This window comes from Niveispirillum sp., from assembly GCF_017996735.1.
Taxonomy (GTDB): Bacteria; Pseudomonadota; Alphaproteobacteria; order Azospirillales; family Azospirillaceae; genus Niveispirillum.
Map to the genome: position 1 here is coordinate 64,696 of NZ_JAGOGJ010000013.1, position 17,449 is coordinate 82,144.

Sequence of the window (17,449 nt, forward strand, 5' to 3'; positions counted from 1 at the left end):
CCAATGAACCCGGCGAACATCACCCTTCGGCAGTTGCGTTATCTGGTGGCCCTGGCCGACACGCTCCATTTCGGACGTGCCGCCGCGGCGTGCCATGTGTCCCAGCCTTCCTTGTCCGCGCAGATACAGCAGCTCGAAGAAATGCTGGGCGCCGCCCTGGTGGAACGCACCAAGCACCGTGTGCTTCTGACCCCGGCGGGGGAGGATGCGGTGGAACGGGCGCGCGCCATCCTGGGCCAGGTGGACGATTTGTCACAGGCCGTGCGCGCCTCCGGCCGGCCTTTGTCGGGTGCCCTGCGCCTGGGCGTGATCCCGACCAGCGGTCCCTATCTGCTGCCGCGCGTGCTGCCGGCGCTGCGGGCTGCCTATCCTGACCTGAAGCTTTATCTGCGGGAGGATCTGACGGAACGGCTGCTGGACCGGTTGCGCGCCGGCGATCTGGATGCCGGCCTGCTGGCCCTGCCCGTGACGGAGCCGGGGGTCGACATCCTGCCCGTCTATACCGAGACGTTCCTGGTCGCCATGCCGCGCGGCCACCGCCTGGACAATGCCGAGGCGGTGGAGGAAGGCGAGCTGACGGAAGAGACCCTGCTGCTGCTGGAAGACGGGCATTGTTTCCGCGATCAGGCGCTGGATGTCTGCGCCCTGTCCGGGGCACAGGCGGGTGACGGTTTCGCCGCCACCTCGCTGGCCACCCTGGTGGAGATGGTGGCGGGCGGGCTGGGCCTGACCCTGCTGCCGGCACTGGCCGCGCCATCACTGGCCGCCAATGACCAGATCGGGTTGCGTCGATTCGCCGAACCGGCGCCGGTACGCACCATGGCGCTGGTCTGGCGCCGGGGCAGCCCGCGCAGCGGCGATATCCGCCGGCTGGCCGACATCATCACCCGTCACCTACCCGAAGGCGCATCCCCCGTCGCGTGAACCGCCTCTTGCCGTGGCACGCGACAGCGCCCATTCTATGCATGGGAACGCCCCGACAGTCGGGGCGATCATCCGGGAAGCGACGTGTGACCCTCGACCGGTTGCTTGTCCTGTTGCTGAGCCTGTCATTCCTGCTGCTGGCACCGCCCGCGGCCGCGAATGACCATGCGCCACCGGCAGGCATCGCGTTAAACGCACCGACCGGGCAGGATGAAGAACCGCTACCGGTTCTGCCCCCTGACGATGCCGGTCCCATACTCCTGACGACGGCGCCTGAGGCACCCAGTCCAGCCGGCACAGGTGATGCCGGCGGGCTGGACGATCTGTTGCTACCGGTTGCGGCGGCCCTTTCCTGTCATCCGCACGCGCCGATCGATATTTTCCCGTTGCGTGCAAATCCGGCCCCGCAAAGCTGTGTGCGCCCCTGGTCCACAGGCCCGCCCCGCGCCTGATACGACCGACCACTATTGCAGGTCACCCCGCAAAATCAATCAGCATACCCCAATCCATTTATACAATGAATGGAACAGGTATTTATTTGCCTATTTCCATCAATTTACTTTCACCTGTATTTGTATTTTTTAAAATATTTCTTGACAGATTGGCCGAGTATTCCCATTTTCATTCTTGTCCTGTCATCATTCATGCAGGATCCAACTGCCAAGACTTCAAAACCCGCCCTTGTTCATGCAGGGGCGGGCTTTTTTGTTACCCATCGCCAGCAATCGGCCCACGTGATAAGAACGGCGCCAATCAGGGGCGAAGGGGTATTCGCAAATGGAAATGTTTTTTGAAGTGTCGTTCTGGAACGCCCTTTGGCAGGTGATCCTGATCGACATCGTGCTGGCCGGTGACAATGCCATTGTTGTGGGTCTGGCAGCGGCCGGCGTCGCGGCACAGCAGCGGGCCAAGGTCATCTTCTGGGGCATCGCCGCCGCTGTCGTGCTGCGCATCATCTTCGCCCTGCTGACGACGCAGCTTCTGGGCATTGTCGGCCTGACGCTGGCCGGCGGCATCCTGCTGCTCTGGGTCTGCTGGAAGATGTGGCGCGAGATTCGCGCGCACAAGCAGGAAGACCTGGGTGCCGAGGTTGCGGACGAAGCCGTCAATCCCGGTGAAAACAATCCCGGTGCCGAGGCGTTGCCCGCCGCAGGCACCAAGACGGTGCGTCAGGCCATCGTGCAGATCGTCATCGCCGACGTGTCCATGTCGCTGGACAATGTGCTGGCCGTGGCCGGTGCGGCGCATGAGCACCCGGAAGTGCTGATCCTGGGTCTGGCCCTGTCGGTGGCCTTCATGGGCGCGGCCGCCACGGCCATTGCCAAGCTGTTGGCCCGCTTCCACTGGATCGCCTATATCGGCCTGGCCGTGATCTTCTATGTCGCGATCAAGATGATCATCGATGGCAGCGAACAGGTTCTGCCCCTGGTCGGCCAATTGGCCGGTTGATCAGCGCCTATGGTGGCTGGCATGCAGGTGACCCCGCGTCACCCGCATGCCTCCACCCAGGCCCGTACCTGTTCCAGGGCCTTGTTACCGGTTCCCAGACGCCTCTCCTCCGCCACCAGCACGGCATGGAAGGCCCGCAGTTTCAGGCCGTTGATCCGGGCTTCCGACAGGTCCAGGCCGCCGGCATCGATGACCAGATCGATGACCCTTTCCGCCGCATGCAGGCGGCCCAGCAGATAATCATGTTCCCGGTCATGCCGGCTGAAAAAGCCGCCGAAGGCGTTCATGCGGGCGCTACGCAGGTCGGCCGGCGCACCGGCCCGGCGCAGCAGTCTGGCATCGGGCGGCGCGATCCGGTCCACGCGGATGGCGTGGAATTCGTCCAGTTCCACCCAGCCGCTGGTCGAAAAGGTCAGCACGTCCCAGAAGGCGAAGCCCAGATAGGCCTCGAATATCTGCCGCCGCGCGGCGGGACCCAGATAGTTCAATCCCATCAGGGCGAAGATCTCATCAATCTCCGCCGATTGTTCCTCCAGCTTCCAGGCGGATGCCAGATGGGACAGGACGCGGTCCAGCGTGTCAGGTGCGGGCACCGGCCCATCGGCGCGCATCATGTTGTTCAGCGCGATCCGTTCCCCGGCATTGAACACGCCCAGCCCGTCGGCCCCGGAACCGGACAGGCCAGGCAGCCGTTCTAGGGAGCTGTAAAGCGTGGCCTTCATCTCATCCAGGTCGCGGGCGCTGGTGTCGGCATGTTCGCCTTCGCCCACCAGCGAATAGATGGCGTTCAGTTCCCGGATCAGGAACCGCAGCCGGCGTGACCGGAAAGCGATGTCGAAATCGCGCAGGAACCGTACCCAGGCCGGTTTCTCCTCCGCATCCGACGCCATGTCCAGCCGGTCGGGCAGCACCCCGCGCACCTTCGCCCATTCCTGCAACGCCTTCAGAAGGGCCGGACGCGCCCCGGCATCGGCGCGGCCCAGACAGGGACACAGCAGCCCGGCCAACTGTTCCAGCGCCCCTTCGATCTTGAGGCGCAGATAGGCCTCATAGGCGAAGCCGGCCTGTGCCGCAGCCTCGGCACTGGCCTGATCCCGCCAATGGCGGATCTGTTCAATGGTGGGGGCCGGTGGCAGCGGCCCGCCCAGCACGCGCCGCACCTGTTCGGCCACGCGCGGCCGGGCGGCATCCAGCAGGCCGCGCAGCCGTTCGATGCGGGCATTGCGGCCGGCAATGGCCAGCAACTCGTCACGCACCGGTTCATTGCGGGGAATGTCGGACAGGGCACCCCGGATGGTGCGGAAAAAGCCGGGCGCATCGGCCCGCACACCGGCCGTGACGCGGGCCGCCGGCTTGGGATCGATATAGACGATGCGGCGATCCACCTCGCGATAGGCGGGCTGTCCCGCGATGGCCGACAGGGCGGCGGCGAAGGGTTTGTTGTTCAGCACCGACCCGTCGATGAAGCTGGCCTGTTCCGGGTCCGCGCCCTGGCGACGATATTCGGCGAAATTGCGCTGGAAAAAATGCGCCCGCCCTTCCCAGACCTCGTCCCGTTCGTTTAACAGACGGTCCATCTGTCGCACCTGGGCGGGCGGGAAGGCACCGGGATAGGAGGCGGAGGCCCGTGCGGCAAAAACCAGGCCCGGCACATCGCCATCCTTGAAATCGCTGTCCACCTCCCCCTCGCCCGCACGGCGATAGCGGAAGGTGAAACGGTGCCTGTGCTCCCGCTCCAGGATTTCCGGGGGATCATGGGCGGGGATGCGGGTGGTGTAGCCGTTGAAATCCGTCACCGTGACATGCAGCGACAGAGGCAGTCCGCGCGGCAGCAGGCTGGCCTGGGGCCGGGCCCCCGTGTCACCCATGGCATGGGCGGCATCCAGCAGGAATTCCATCAGCCTTTTGCCGTCGAAGGGCGGACGGAACCAGCGGGACCGGACGAACAGCGACAGTTTTTCGCGCACCTCCTCATCCGGGGCCAAGCGTTCCACACGCTGGCTCATGGCCCAGATGACGGGCCGCATGAACCATTTCGACCATTTGCCGGCGCGGCTGTCAGGCGTCAGCAGACGGGTGACATCGGCATTTTCCAGCCACAGTCCCGTCAGCGGTTCCAGGTCCAGATCGTGGGCCAGGGCACGGGCCAGCAGCACGCCATTGATGCCCCCGGCGCTGGCCCCCGCCACCACATCGATCAGCACACGCAGCGACAGATCCGGCAGCAGGTCACGCAACAGCTCGAAATAGACCGACTCGGTATCGAAGGGCCGGGCGCCCCCTTCATGCGCGGCCTTGAAGCTGACGGGATGCGCATTGCGGCCGGCATGCAGGGCCTGACTGGCACGCACCAGCTTCCACAATTCCTTGGTGACCCCGTGCATATAGACGGCCAGACTGACCCCGCCATAGCAGACCAGCGCGATCCGCAGCTCCTTCTCCTTCACCGCGCCGTTACTCCCCATGCCGTTCCCGCAAATGCCGGGCGGTAACGAGAGTGCGGCCAGCGCAAAGCCCCGTCAATCGCAGGGGCCGCGGGCGCGCCACATTGACCCCGCGACAGGCCGCACCAGCTTTGCTATGCCAGCAAGGCCCAATTCCGGGAGGGACATGCCATGAACGCCGCGACCGCTACCGCACGCACCACCATCGATCCGGCCGAGATCGAACGGTTCAGCCGCATCGCGGCCGAATGGTGGGACCCGGCGGGCAAGTTCCGGCCGCTGCACAAGTTCAATCCCGTACGCCTGGCCTGGCTGCGCGACACGATCTGCAAGGCGCATGGCCGCGACCCCTTGGCCCCGCGTCCGCTGGAAGGGCTGCGCATCATCGATGTCGGCTGTGGCGGTGGACTTTTGTCCGAACCGCTGGCCCGGCTGGGCGCCAGTGTCACCGGCATCGACGCGGCGGAAAAGAATGTGAAGACGGCGGCGACCCATGCCGCCGAAACCGGCGTGGAGGTGGATTACCGCACCGCCACGGCGGAGGATCTGGCCGCCGCCGGCGAACGGTTCGACGTGGTCCTGGCCATGGAGATCGTGGAACATGTCGCCGATGTCGACCTGTTCCTGCGCGCCGTGTCGGGGCTGGCCCGTCCGGGCGGCCTGGTCTTCATGGCCACGCTGAACCGCACCACCAAAAGCTTCCTGTTCGGCATCGTGGCGGCGGAATATGTGCTGCGCTGGCTGCCGCGCGGCACCCATGACTGGAAGCGCTTCCTGAAGCCGTCGGAACTGACGGGTTCCCTGCGCCAGGCCGGTGTGGTGGTGAAGGAATTGACGGGCGTGACCTATAACCCCGTATCCGACCGGTTCAGCCTGGCGCCCAGCGACCTGGATGTGAATTATATGCTCTGGGGCGTGCGGGACTGAGCCGCAGCGGCCGCGCCCCTATTCCAGATCGCGCAGGTCGCGGCCCCGCGTCTCCCGGCCCAGCCACGCGACCAGCAACAGGCCCGCCAGCGTCGGCACCGCGATCAGGGCGGCGGCGATGCCGAAGGGGGGCACCGCGCCCGCCACCGATAGCCCCTGCGCCGTCAATCCGCCCAGCTTGCTGCATCCCGCGATCCAGCCCGTGGCCCGGCCACGCACGCGCAAAGGATAATTCTCCGCCGTATAGGGCAGCAGGATCGAAATGACGCCGGAGGAGCCGACAATCACAAAGGTCAGGGCCAGCAGCGGGCTGTCCCCCGGTGTGCGCATCAGGAACAGCAGCAGTCCCGCCGCCATCATCCCCATCATGACAACCAGGGCGCCTTTCGAACTCCACCGCGCATAAAGCAAAGTGGCCACGGCGACCACAGGGATGGAGATGATGGTGGATTTGGCGATCAACCCGCTGGCCGCCGCCACGCTCAACCCTTCTTCCACCAGGGTCCCGGGAAGCCAGAGCAGCAGGCCGAAATTCACCAGCCCCCAGGCCAGCGCCCCCAGTGTCAGCGCCGCCGTCAGGCCGACGAAGCGCCGTTCCGGCGGCGGTTGGGCAGGATCGGCATGGGCCTGCGCCGCGTCCACCGCCGTCCGGTGCGCCACCGCCCCGAACCGGGCCAACATGGCCCGCGCCTCCGCCCCCCGTCCCATCTGCTGCAAAAACCGCGCGCTTTCCGGCAGAAGCGGGCTCATCGCCACCAGCAGCAGGCCGGTGGGCAGGTTCAGGAACCACATGATGCGCCAGCTATATGTGGGCTGAAGCAGTTCAGAGAGATAACTGGCAGCGAAATAACCGCCGACAGCCCCGATACCGCCGATCAGCACCAGCATCCACCCGCGATGACGCGTCGGCATGATCTCCGCCAGAAGCGCATAGGCAACGGGCAGCATGCCGCCGGCGCCGGCCCCCATCAGCAGGCACATGAACACGTTCCACCAGAAATCCGGCATGGCGCCGCAGATGGAGGTACCGATGAAGACAATGGAGGACAACAGGATGGCCGCCCGCCTTCCATAAATGTCGGCCAGCGCCCCCCAGATAAAGGAGCCGATCACCGTGCCCGTCAGGGCCGCAAGCGGCAGCCAGGCGACCATGGCCTTGTCCACCTGATATTCCGCCCGCATGCCCGGCGTCACGAATCCCAGGCTGGCCGGTTTCATGATGTCGATGATCAGGGCCAGCGCCAGAAGCCCCGCCATGCCCCAATGCGCCCGCGTCAGGGGCGCGTCCTCGGGCGGCGCGATGGTTTCGATCACGCGTTCATGACTGGGCAATTGCCGCGGCAGCAGCCCGAAGGCGGCAAAGCCGATCCCCACCACGATCAGCGCCATGCCCCAATACATATCCGCATCCATGGGCATCCCCACCAGCACATAACCCATGTGCGAGCCCATCAGATACATGGGGATATGCAGCACGACACCCAGCGTGACGATGGCGCAGCCGAACCAGAAGGCCAGCGCGTTACGCCGCCCCCCGATGGCCGATACCGCTTCAGACATTTTGCCCCCTGAAAACAAGCCCCCGCCGGCCGGCACACCCCTTGTGTCGACCCGATATAGGCCGGGTTTCCAACGGGCAAAAGCATAATCGCGCAAGAACAGGGGCACGCCCTGGTCTTTTCCATGGGGGTGACATCCATGCGTTCAAGGGTAGGGGCTGGATAGCGGCCATAAGTCAACCGCATGGCTTGTGTGATGAATCGCACATCGAACGACGTTCAAATTCCGCTAAACAGATCTCACCGCGATGACGTGGATTGATTTCAACAAGAAATCGCCACAATCGCAATAACGAGTGAGCTGAACGGTTGCCAAGGAAGCGCCAATGATTGGCGTCACAGATGAACTGTGCCTTGCGCCACCGCATATGGAGAAAAAAATGTCGCGTATTGCTTCTGCCCTGCTTGGTGGTGTTGCTCTGGTCGCCGTTGGCGCCGCGCCGTCGCTGGCGCAGTCGCCCTTCGACGGCGCCTATGTGGGTGCCTTCACCGGCTACACCGACAACAATGCTTCCGCAACCTCCGGCGCCGCCCGCGCCGATATCGACCGTGACGGCTGGCTGTACGGCGCCTATGCCGGTTACGGCCAGACCTTCGACAAGTTCTATTTTGGCGGTGAAGCCGAAATCGGCACGGCCAGCCTGAGCGGCAATTCCGGCACCGTCGCCGGTCTGCCCACCAAGCTGAACACCAATGAGAGCTGGGGCCTGTCCGCCCGCGCCGGTTACCTGCTGACCGACACTACGCTGCTCTATGCCCGTGCCGGCTGGCAGCGCACCAACTATGACGTCACCGTCGGCACGGGTGCCAACCGCATCAAGGTCAGCGACAATCTGGACGGCTACCGTCTGGGCGGCGGTCTGGAATATGCCGTGACCGACAATGTCCTGGTCCGGACCGAGTACAACTACGTCAACTACGACAACACCAACTTCCGTGAGAATCAGGTGCGCGTCGGCGTCGCCTACCGCTTCTGACCGGGTTTCCTGGTGACCCGCCCACGGGTCATCAGGTCGCCTTGAGAACAGTCCCCGTCCCGGCTGGCAGCCCCACAGCGGCCGGGACGATGACGGGCCCGACAACGCCCTCAGACGGGTCCGTCTTTCCCCCCCCTGGCATCGTACCCGCGATGCCGGGGGGTTTTACTTTAAGCCCCATCCATGTGGCCGAACCTCTATCCCCGCCCGCCAATGGTCTTAGCGCTGTCCTATATCGACGCGGCCTCTTCCCCGCGCCGCATTGATGACATATTGAAAGTGCAGTCGGTTAAGCATGCCGGCTCATCGGAAGTAATCCCGAAGATGCCGGCCGGAGGTTGGAGAAGAACGTGGCCCAAGTGATCGCCCTGGTCGATGACGACCGCAACATCCTGACGTCCGTTTCCATTGCGCTGGAAGCCGAAGGCTATGAGGTTCGCACCTATGGCGACGGTGACGAAGCGCTGCGCGGCATCAGCGCGCGCCCGGTCGACATGGCCGTGCTGGATATCAAGATGCCGCGCATGGACGGGCTGGAACTGCTTCAGCGTCTGCGCCAGTCCACGCAGATGCCCATCATCTTCCTGACATCCAAGGATGATGAGACGGACGAGCTGCAGGGCCTGCGCATGGGGGCCGATGATTACATCAAGAAGCCGTTCAGCCAGCGCCTGCTGATCGAACGCATCAAGACCCTGCTGCGCCGCACCGAACTGGCCCAGGGCAAGGGCACGGCCCCCGATCCGGGCCAGACCCTGGTGCGCGGCGAACTGGTGCTGGACGGCGCCCGCCATCTTTGCACCTGGAAGGGCAAGGAGATCGACCTGACGGTCACCGAATTCCTGCTGGTCAAGGCGCTGGCCGTCCGCCCCGGCCATGTGAAGAACCGCGACCAGTTGATGGATGCCGCCTATGGCGAGCATATCTATGTCGATGACCGCACCATCGACAGCCACATCAAGCGCCTGCGCAAGAAGTTCAAGGCCGTGGACGACGATTTCCAGCAGATCGAGACGCTGTACGGTGTTGGTTATAAGTATAAGGAATAAAGGGTGAAACGCCCCTTCGGCGAACCGGCCGCCGAAAAGGCCGCCCCGCCGCCCCGGCGGCGGGTGCGCCATTTCTCGCCGCTGACCCTGCGCATCCTGGCCGTCAACATGCTGGCGCTGGCCATCCTGCTGGGTGGCCTGCTGTACCTGTCGACCTATCAGCAATGGCTGATCGACAAGGAACTGTCGGCCCTGTCGACGGAAGCCAAGATCTTTGCCGGCGCCCTGGGCGAAGGTGCCATGCAGCCCGCCACGGACGAGTTCAACGAGCCGGCCAACCAGCTTTCCTATGAACTGGCGCGGCAGATGGTGCGACGTCTGGTGGAGACGACCGACACCCGCACCCGCCTGTTCGCGCCCAACGGCGAACTGATCGCCGACAGCCGTGTGCTGGGCGGGCCGAAGGGGACCGTGCAGATCGAGGAACTGCCGCCGCTGCGCGATGGCAACCGCCTGACCGAGATCGGTATCGCCATCTATGACTATATCGTCAATGCCGTGCCGGAGCGCGAGCATCTGCCAGCCTATCCCAGTGAAAAGGACCCGACGGCGGAAAATTACACCGATGTGATGAAGGCCCTGGCCGGCGAGGTGGGCAGCAACGTCTGGCGCATCGGCCGGCCGGACGGGCGGTCGGACATGGTGCTGACCGTGGCGGTGCCTGTGCAGCGCTACAAGAAGGTGCTGGGCGCCGTCTATATCTCCCGCTCCGGCAAGGCGGTGGACGTGGCCGTGCGGGAATTCCGCATGGACATCCTGCGCCTGTTCGGCATTACGCTGGGCGTGACGGTGCTGCTGTCCTTCTATCTGGCGGGCACCATCGCCCGGCCCATCCGCCGCCTGGCCCAGGCCGCGGATGAGGTGCGCCATGGCCACGGCCGGCAGGTGACCATTCCCGATTTCTCCCGCCGCCGGGATGAGGTGGGGGACCTGTCGGTATCGTTGCGCGAGATGACGGACGCCATCTGGAACCGCATGGATGCCATCGAGCGCTTCGCCGCCGACGTGGCGCATGAGATCAAGAACCCCCTGACCAGCATGCGCAGTGCCGTGGAAACGGTGCAGCGCGTGAAGACCGACGAGCAGCGTCAGCGGCTTCTGGCCATCATCAACCATGATGTGCAGCGCCTGGACCGGTTGATCAGCGACATCTCCAACGCCAGCCGCCTGGACGCCGAACTGTCGCGCGCCCGGGCCGAGCCGGCGGATGTGGGCCAGATGCTGACCATGCTGGCCAATATCCACGACGCCACCCTGGGCAATGCCGAGGCCCTGCGCGACGCGGCCGTGGAGGCCGGTGGCGAAGCGGCGGAGGCGCCGGCCCCGGTCCGGGTGGAAGTGGACATGCCCAACACCCGATCGGGGCTGGTGGTGCCGGGCCTGGAAGGCCGCCTGACGCAGGTGTTCCAGAACCTGCTGTCGAACGCCCTGTCCTTCTCCCCACCCGGCGGTGTCGTGCGGTTCAAGGCGCGGTCCTTCCCCGACCGGGTGGAAGTCACCTGCGAGGATCAGGGGCCGGGCATCCCGGAGGCCAAGCTGGACGCCATTTTCGACCGTTTTTACAGCGAACGGCCGAAGACGGAGGCGTTCGGCAAACATTCCGGCCTGGGCCTGTCCATCTCCAAACAGATCATCGACGCCCACCAGGGCCGCATCTTCGCCGACAATATGAAGGGACCGGACGGCACGGTGCAGGGGGCGCGGTTCACGGTGGTGCTGCCGCGCTAGCGGTTTCCTCTTGCCGGGAAACCGCCACGGCGGCAACCGTCACCATTCGACCGGTTCATAGGCCAGCACCGCATCGAATTCGGCATTGGCCGGATCGATATCGGCGGTGATCGGGTCCGCCTTGCCCAGGACCTTCAGGACAAAACGGCTGGCCACCAGCCATTTGCGCCGGTCGCCCCATTTCAGTTCGGCCACCGCCTCCTCGCACAGCAGGGCGGCCGCCAGCGTGTCGGACATCAGGGTCAGCAGGCGGCGGCCATGGCGCGGCCCCTGGTCCGGGTTGCGGCGCAGGAAGGCCAGGGCCGCGCGGCATTCCTCCAGGGCACCTTCCAGGACGGCCGACACATCGGCCGCCGCCGGTTCCTGTGCCGCCGGCGGCAGGTCGGACAGGATGGTGCCGACCCGGCCCAGGAAGATCTGGTCCCCCGGCCGCTTGCCCGTGACCAGCCGCAGCAGTTCCAGCGCCTGGATATTGGCGGGTCCCTCCCATACGGAGACGACCAGACAGTCGCGATAGAAGCGGCTTGTGGGCATTTCATCGGTATAGCCGTTGCCCCCCACCATCTCCACCGCCTGCCGGCAGGCGGTCACGGCCTGTTCGGCGGTGCGGTACTTGGCCAGCGCCGTGGCCAGGCGCAGCCAGTCGCCGCCCATGTCCGGATCGGCCAGTTGTGCGTCGAAGGCCAGCACCGATTCGAACGAAAGCGCCGTCGCCGCCTCCTGCTCCATCATCATGTCCAGAAGCTGATCCTGGACCATCGGATATTGACGGATGGGCTTGCCGAAGGCGACGCGGTGCGTGGCCCATCCGGCACTTTCCAGGAAGGCCCGGCGCAACAGGCCTGCGGAACCGACGGCATTATGGATGCGGCTATACTCCAGGGCCGCCATCATCACCCGCAACCCGTCGGGCGGCGGCGCCAGTTCCACGGCCCAGCAGCCGTTCAGGTCCAGTTCGGCCGTGGCCAGCCCCTTGGTCCCCGCCTTTTCCTTCAACCGCCGCGCCCGCTGATGGTTGGGGAAGCCATCCTCCAGATGCGAGGGGACGAGGTAGCAGCCCAGGCCGCGCCCGCCCGGTTCCGCCCCGTCTGGCCGGGCCGTGGCCATGGCCAGGCCAGCGCCGGCATTGCTGGTGAACCATTTGACCCCGTGCAGGCGATAGCCGTCATTGCGCTGTTCGGCCCGCGTCGTCGTGGCCCCCACATCCGATCCGCCATGCAGTTCGGTGGCCCAGGTGCCGCCCGACAGGGCCTCGCCATCCATGCGCACCATGTCGGGCAGATAGCGGCCGCGCACCGGGGCCGGAGCCAGCATATCCAGCACATGCGCCACCGCCCCCGTCATGGTGACGGGGCAATGGATGGAGATATCGGCCTGGGACAGCATATAGCCCATAGTGAAACAGGCGGCATGGCTGGGCGCGCCCGTGGGACCCAACCCTTCATGCTGATAGGCCAGCCCCACGGCGCCCCGGCGATAGGCCTCGGCATGGCAGGCCTGGTAATCGGGGTTGAAGACGACGCGGCCCGTCCGGTTGCCGTCGATATCATAGGGGTCCAGGCGCGGCGGCGCGAACCGGTCCGTATATTCCGCCTGGATGTCCAGTTCGTTGCCGGCCCAGGCGCCGAATTCCGACAGCCGGCCCTCATGCACCTCCAGCACATGCGGTGCACGGCGTTCCAGCAGGCGGATCAGGTTGGTGTCCGTCTCGAAAAAATTCGTGCCGCGCGCCGTGCGCGGATAATCGGCAGCGTCGGTCATGCCCGCTTCCCCCCTGGATTTGCCGGCAAGCATGACGGAAACGGAAGCCGGGGGGAAGGGCCGGCCGGGCACGCGCCCCGATCGTGTGATCAGGGCGCGTGCCCGGCCAGCAGCCCCTGGGGCAGTTCCATCATGAACGGCCCGTCCGTCCACAGCAGGACACAGCGCACCTCCTTGCCCGGATAGATGCGCGACAGGGCCGCGCGATAGGCCGCCATCTGCTGCAGATAGATCACGGGCACATTCTCCACCTCCCGCGGTGGCGGACGGTTGGTCTTGTAATCGACGATCCAGACGGCATCGTCCGTCACGCACAGCCGGTCGATGCGACCCGACAGGGCCCGGTCGCCGACCAGCCCGACCAGCGGCACCTCCGCCCGGCTGCCCGGCGCGAACAGGGCGGCGAAGGTGGGGTCGGTCAGGACACGCAGCGCCTCGGCCGCGATCTCCGCCTGCTGTGCCGGTGTCAGACCATGCGCCGGCCGCGCCAGCCAGGCCGCCGCCACCTCCGCCCAGCGCGCGGGATCGGTTTCGGGCAAGACCTGCAACAGCGTATGGATCAGGTTGCCCCGCTTGAACCGCAACCCATCGTCGGGGCCCAGGGGGGACCGCAGGGACGGTTCCGGCGCATCGGGCTGTGACGGGGCCAGCGGCTTGGACGGGCTGGCTTCCTTCGGCGCCGGGGACAGCGCCCAGGCCGGCAGGACGGGGCCGGTCGCCATTTCGGCCAGGGGCGGCGGCGCCTTGGGCGGAGGCACCGTCTGTTCCTCCTGCAGGACCAGACCGGTGCCGGCCCAGCCGGCGGGCGACAGGGTCGTGAAATCGAACGGTTCCGGCCGGGCCATACCGTCCAGCGCGCCCTCGATCAGCCGGTACCAGGAACCGGGTCCCCCCGTCTTGCGCAGTTGTTCCCAGCCGCAGACGATCAACCGGTCTTCCGCGCGGGTCAGCGCGACATAGAGCAGGCGGCGATATTCCTGGTCCCGGCGGCGGTTGGCGATGGCGCGTCGCGCGCCCGCCGTCGCATCCTCCATCCCGCGCCGGGGGGCGTAAAGCGGCAGGGGCGGGCCGGGATCAGCCTGTACCTCCCCCGCCAGCGGCTTTTCCGGCCACAGGATTTTCGGGCTCTTGTCCGGTTCGCGCATCGTGTCGGGCAGGAAGACGATGGGGGCCTGCAGCCCCTTCGACCCGTGTACCGTCATGATGCGCACCTGCCCCGGCCCGTCGCCGCCGCCGGTATCCAGCTCGCGCTTGATCTCGGCCTGCGATGCTTCCAGCCAATGCAGGAACCCCTGCAGGGATGCCACATGCTCGCGCTCGAACAGCAGGCAGGCGTTCAGGAATTCCTCCAGCGGGTCCTGAGCCTCCGCCCCCAGCCGGGCCAGGATGGCACGCCGGCCAGACCCACCGGGGTCGGGCGGACAGGGGCGCGACAGCACGCCTGCGAACAGTTCATAGGGGGCGCGGAAATCGGTATCGTTCAGGATGGCGCGCAGATAATCCCAGGCAACCGCCAGCGCCGCATCCTGCTTCGCCTTTTCCGTCAATGCCTGCCACAGCCGCCCTGGCCGTGCATGCGCCACCTGGAACAATTGTTCCTCACTCAACCCCACCAGCGGCGATTTCAGCAGGACGGCCAGATTAAGGTCATCTTCGGGCAGGACCAGGAAGCGGGCCAGCGCCATCAGGTCCATGACGGCCAGTTGTTCGGTCAGGACCATACGGTCCACGCCGGCCACGGGCACCTCCCGGTCCTTCAGGGCACGGACCAGATGGCCCACGAACTGGTCGCGGCTGCGCACCAGCACCATGATGTCGCCGGGGCGCAGCGGCCGGTTGCGCGACACCAGCATTTCCCCGTCGGCCAGCCAGCGCGCGATGCGGTCCGCCATGGTGCGGGCCAGCCGCGCCACGGGCTTGTCCGCCTGTTCGGGTTGCAAGGGCAACGACCAGGGGTCGGGGTCCACGGCATCCAGCGGGCTGACCAGCGGCCAGATCTCCACCCGCCCCGCCATGCCGCGCCGGTGCGGGATATGCCGTACCTCCATCCCCGGCCCCGCCACCCCGTCACGGGCCAGACCGGTGGCGAAGACCTTATCCACGGCCAACAGGACGGCGGCCACCGACCGGAAACTGGTCTGCAGGTCGACGATGCGCCAGTTGCGCCGGGCCTGGTTCACCTTGGCATCAAAATGGCTGCGCATGCGGGCGAATTCGGCGGGGTCCGCGCGCTGAAAGCTGAAGATCGACTGTTTGTCGTCGCCCACCACGAACAGGGTGCGCATCCGGTCGTCGCGGGCGCCCAATCCGGCGAAAAACTCCTCCGCGATGGCCGATACCACGGCCCATTGCTCCGGGTTGGTGTCCTGCGCCTCGTCGATCAGGACATGGTCCAGGCCGCCATCCAGCTTGAACAGGACCCAGGCGCAGGCATCGGCCCCCGCCCCGCCCGACAGCAGGTGCGATGCCGCCAGGATCAGATCGTCGAAATCCAGGACGCCCCGCGCATCCTTCAACCGCTGATACCGGCCCAGCAGCGCCTCGCCCAGGGTCAACAGGGCCGATGTGTGGGCCGCCACGGCCACGCGCCGGCGTTCCTCCGTCACGGCAACCAGACGCACCGCCTCCCGCTGCAAGATCTCCAGCGCCATCGGATCGGCTTCCGACGGTTTCTTGGTCATCAGGGCCTTGCGCGTCTCCCCCTCCGCCGTCAGGTACAGCGACAGGTAATCCGCCCAGCCTTTCAGGCGCCGTGCCGTATCGCCGTCCAGCCAGGACTGGATGCCGATGCCGCGTTCGATATCGGTCTTGGTGCCCGTGGCCAGGGTGGCACAGGCGCGGCGCAGGCCCATCTCGTCAACGGCACCGGCGGCGCAGGCGCGGGACAGGACCGTCAGGTCCGTCTCCCCCATCGGCACACGCAGACTGTCGCGCAGGGCGGCGATGGCCGGTTCCAGCCCGCCCCAGGTCTCCAGGATACGTTTCAACCGTCCCCGCTCGGCCGTCAGGCTGGCCAGCAGATCGTTGAAATCATCCTCCGACACGGACCCGGTCAGCAGATCAACCGCCGATGCCAGCATACCATCGGGTTCGTAACGACCGGCCAGAAGAACGGATTGTTTTGCTTCCGATAGGAGCTCATCCGCCGTGCGATCGTCCATAACCTCAAAATTCGGTGCCAAGCCCGCCTCCAGCGGGAACCGGCGCAGCAGCGATTGGCAGAAGGCGTGGATGGTCTGGATCTTCATGCCGCCGGCCGTATCCAGCACACGGGCGAACAGGCGGCGGGCCGCCACCACATCGGTCCGCGACGGTTCCCGTCCCGTCAGATCATGCAGATTGGCGCGCAGCCGATCCTCATCCGCCACGGCCCAGACGGAAAGACGGTCGGCGATGCGGTTGGCCATTTCGGCCGCCGCCGCCTTGGTAAAGGTCAGGCAGAGGATGCGGGACGGATCGGTTCCCGCCAGCATCAGCCGCAGCACGCGGTCGGTCAGAACCTTGGTCTTGCCGGTGCCCGCCGATGCCCCGACCCAGACCGAACTTTCCGGATCGGAAGCCAAACGTTGCAGGACATTGGGATCGGTGGCGCGGATATCGGTCATGGCGGCGAGGATACAGGGGCGGTGCGGCGCGGGTCCAGACCCAAGCAGTCGCGCCAAACGTGTCGGCGGATGGGCTTTCTTCGCCCACCCATTGTGGTTTATGCTGGTGCCCCTGTTCGTTGCCCCGACGCGGAGGCGCCATGGACACGCTGCGCTGGCTGGCATCGGCACCCAACAAGGCGGCGCTGCGCGTGGCCCTTGTGTTCGTCGTGGTGTCGGCCCTGTGGATCATCTTTTCCGATCAGGCCGCCAAGGCGATGTTCGGCGATGTCACGGATCTGTCGGCCTTCCAGACGGCCAAGGGTCTGTTCTATGTCGGCGTGACGGGGTTGATCCTGTTCCTTCTGGTACGGACCCTGGTCGGCCGTCTGACGGACCGCACGGCGGAAGCCTTTCGCGCGCGTGAGGCAGCGGCCGAAACCATGCGTCAGGCCGGCATGGAAAGCCGTGCCCTGGAACGCGCCAAGAGCCAGTTCCTGTCCTCCGTCAGCCACGAGTTGCGCACGCCCCTGAATGCCGTCATCGGCTTTGCCGACATGCTGTGCGACCCGTCCCTGCGCCTGCCGCCGGAAAGGGTGCAGGATTACGCGGGAGAGATTTCACAGGCCGGGCATCACCTGCTGGAACTGGTGGAAAGCATCGTGGCCTGCGCGGAGGCGGAGACGGGCCAGAGCCTGGTGCCCGAACCGGTGGATCTGCGGGAAGAGGTGGGGCGTGTCGCGGGACAGGCCCGTGTGCGGGCCCAGCATCGCCGCACGTCGGTGGAAAATAATGTGCCCGATGGACTGATCCTGCGCGCCGACCCGCTGGCCCTGCGCCAGATCCTGTTCGCCCTGCTGGACAATGCCGTCACCCACACGCCCGAACACAGCCATGTGCGTATCGATGGCGAAGCCACCCCGGCCGGGGTGGTGGTTAATATCAGCGACGATGGCCCGGGACTGCCGGCGGAGGTGCTGTCGGGCATGGGGCGGCCCTTCCTGCGCGGCGGCGATCCGCTGACGGCCGGCGTCGGCGGCCTGGGTC

At 66.2% G+C, this 17,449-nt stretch carries 12 protein-coding genes; 8 read left to right on the forward strand and 4 right to left on the reverse strand.

Annotated features, from left to right (window positions below):
- The first annotated feature begins 3 nt into the window (after positions 1-3).
- The 3 genes from KBA48_RS06980 (at position 4) to KBA48_RS06990 (ending at position 2,373) form a co-directional block, all read left to right on the forward strand.
- On the forward strand, positions 4-924 hold the full coding sequence (locus KBA48_RS06980; RefSeq protein WP_292904591.1) for a LysR substrate-binding domain-containing protein: 921 nt from the start codon (positions 4-6) through the stop codon (positions 922-924).
- 86 nt (positions 925-1,010) lie between these two features.
- Positions 1,011-1,376, forward strand: coding sequence for a hypothetical protein (locus KBA48_RS06985; protein ID WP_292904593.1), 366 nt, complete (start codon positions 1,011-1,013; stop codon positions 1,374-1,376).
- Between the two features lie 325 nt (positions 1,377-1,701).
- The gene (locus KBA48_RS06990) at positions 1,702-2,373 is read left to right on the forward strand and encodes a TerC family protein (protein WP_292904595.1); all 672 of its coding nucleotides are present in this window, start codon (positions 1,702-1,704) and stop codon (positions 2,371-2,373) included.
- Between the two features lie 38 nt (positions 2,374-2,411).
- On the opposite strand, the gene KBA48_RS06995 is transcribed toward KBA48_RS06990, so the two are convergent.
- Positions 2,412-4,838 (reverse strand): patatin-like protein, encoded by a 2,427-nt coding sequence (locus KBA48_RS06995; RefSeq protein ID WP_292904597.1) that lies wholly within the window; start codon positions 4,836-4,838, stop codon positions 2,412-2,414.
- A gap of 150 nt (positions 4,839-4,988) precedes the next feature.
- Between KBA48_RS06995 and ubiG the strand changes: the two genes are divergently transcribed.
- The gene (gene ubiG, locus KBA48_RS07000; protein WP_292904599.1) at positions 4,989-5,744 is read left to right on the forward strand and encodes a bifunctional 2-polyprenyl-6-hydroxyphenol methylase/3-demethylubiquinol 3-O-methyltransferase UbiG; all 756 of its coding nucleotides are present in this window, start codon (positions 4,989-4,991) and stop codon (positions 5,742-5,744) included.
- 18 nt (positions 5,745-5,762) lie between these two features.
- Here the strand turns inward: ubiG and KBA48_RS07005 are convergent, their stop codons facing one another.
- Positions 5,763-7,304, reverse strand: coding sequence for an MFS transporter (locus KBA48_RS07005; protein ID WP_292904601.1), 1,542 nt, complete (start codon positions 7,302-7,304; stop codon positions 5,763-5,765).
- A 379-nt stretch (positions 7,305-7,683) separates the two neighbouring features.
- On the opposite strand from KBA48_RS07005, the gene KBA48_RS07010 reads away from it, so the two are divergent.
- From KBA48_RS07010 to KBA48_RS07020, 3 genes are all read left to right on the forward strand, one after another.
- Positions 7,684-8,280 (forward strand): outer membrane beta-barrel protein, encoded by a 597-nt coding sequence (locus KBA48_RS07010; RefSeq protein ID WP_292904603.1) that lies wholly within the window; start codon positions 7,684-7,686, stop codon positions 8,278-8,280.
- 350 nt (positions 8,281-8,630) lie between these two features.
- Positions 8,631-9,329 (forward strand): response regulator transcription factor, encoded by a 699-nt coding sequence (locus KBA48_RS07015; RefSeq protein ID WP_292904605.1) that lies wholly within the window; start codon positions 8,631-8,633, stop codon positions 9,327-9,329.
- Between the two features lie 3 nt (positions 9,330-9,332).
- Positions 9,333-11,057 (forward strand): stimulus-sensing domain-containing protein, encoded by a 1,725-nt coding sequence (locus KBA48_RS07020; RefSeq protein ID WP_292904607.1) that lies wholly within the window; start codon positions 9,333-9,335, stop codon positions 11,055-11,057.
- A 39-nt stretch (positions 11,058-11,096) separates the two neighbouring features.
- On the opposite strand, the gene KBA48_RS07025 is transcribed toward KBA48_RS07020, so the two are convergent.
- On the reverse strand, positions 11,097-12,818 hold the full coding sequence (locus KBA48_RS07025; protein ID WP_292904609.1) for an acyl-CoA dehydrogenase family protein: 1,722 nt from the start codon (positions 12,816-12,818) through the stop codon (positions 11,097-11,099).
- Between the two features lie 89 nt (positions 12,819-12,907).
- Positions 12,908-16,423 carry a double-strand break repair helicase AddA gene (gene addA, locus KBA48_RS07030; protein WP_292904611.1) on the reverse strand — a complete coding sequence of 1,172 codons (3,516 nt, stop codon included), beginning with the start codon at positions 16,421-16,423 and terminating at the stop codon, positions 12,908-12,910.
- 140 nt (positions 16,424-16,563) lie between these two features.
- Between addA and KBA48_RS07035 the strand changes: the two genes are divergently transcribed.
- A partial coding sequence (locus KBA48_RS07035) for a sensor histidine kinase KdpD (protein ID WP_292904613.1) occupies positions 16,564-17,449 on the forward strand: 886 nt, incomplete at its 3' end.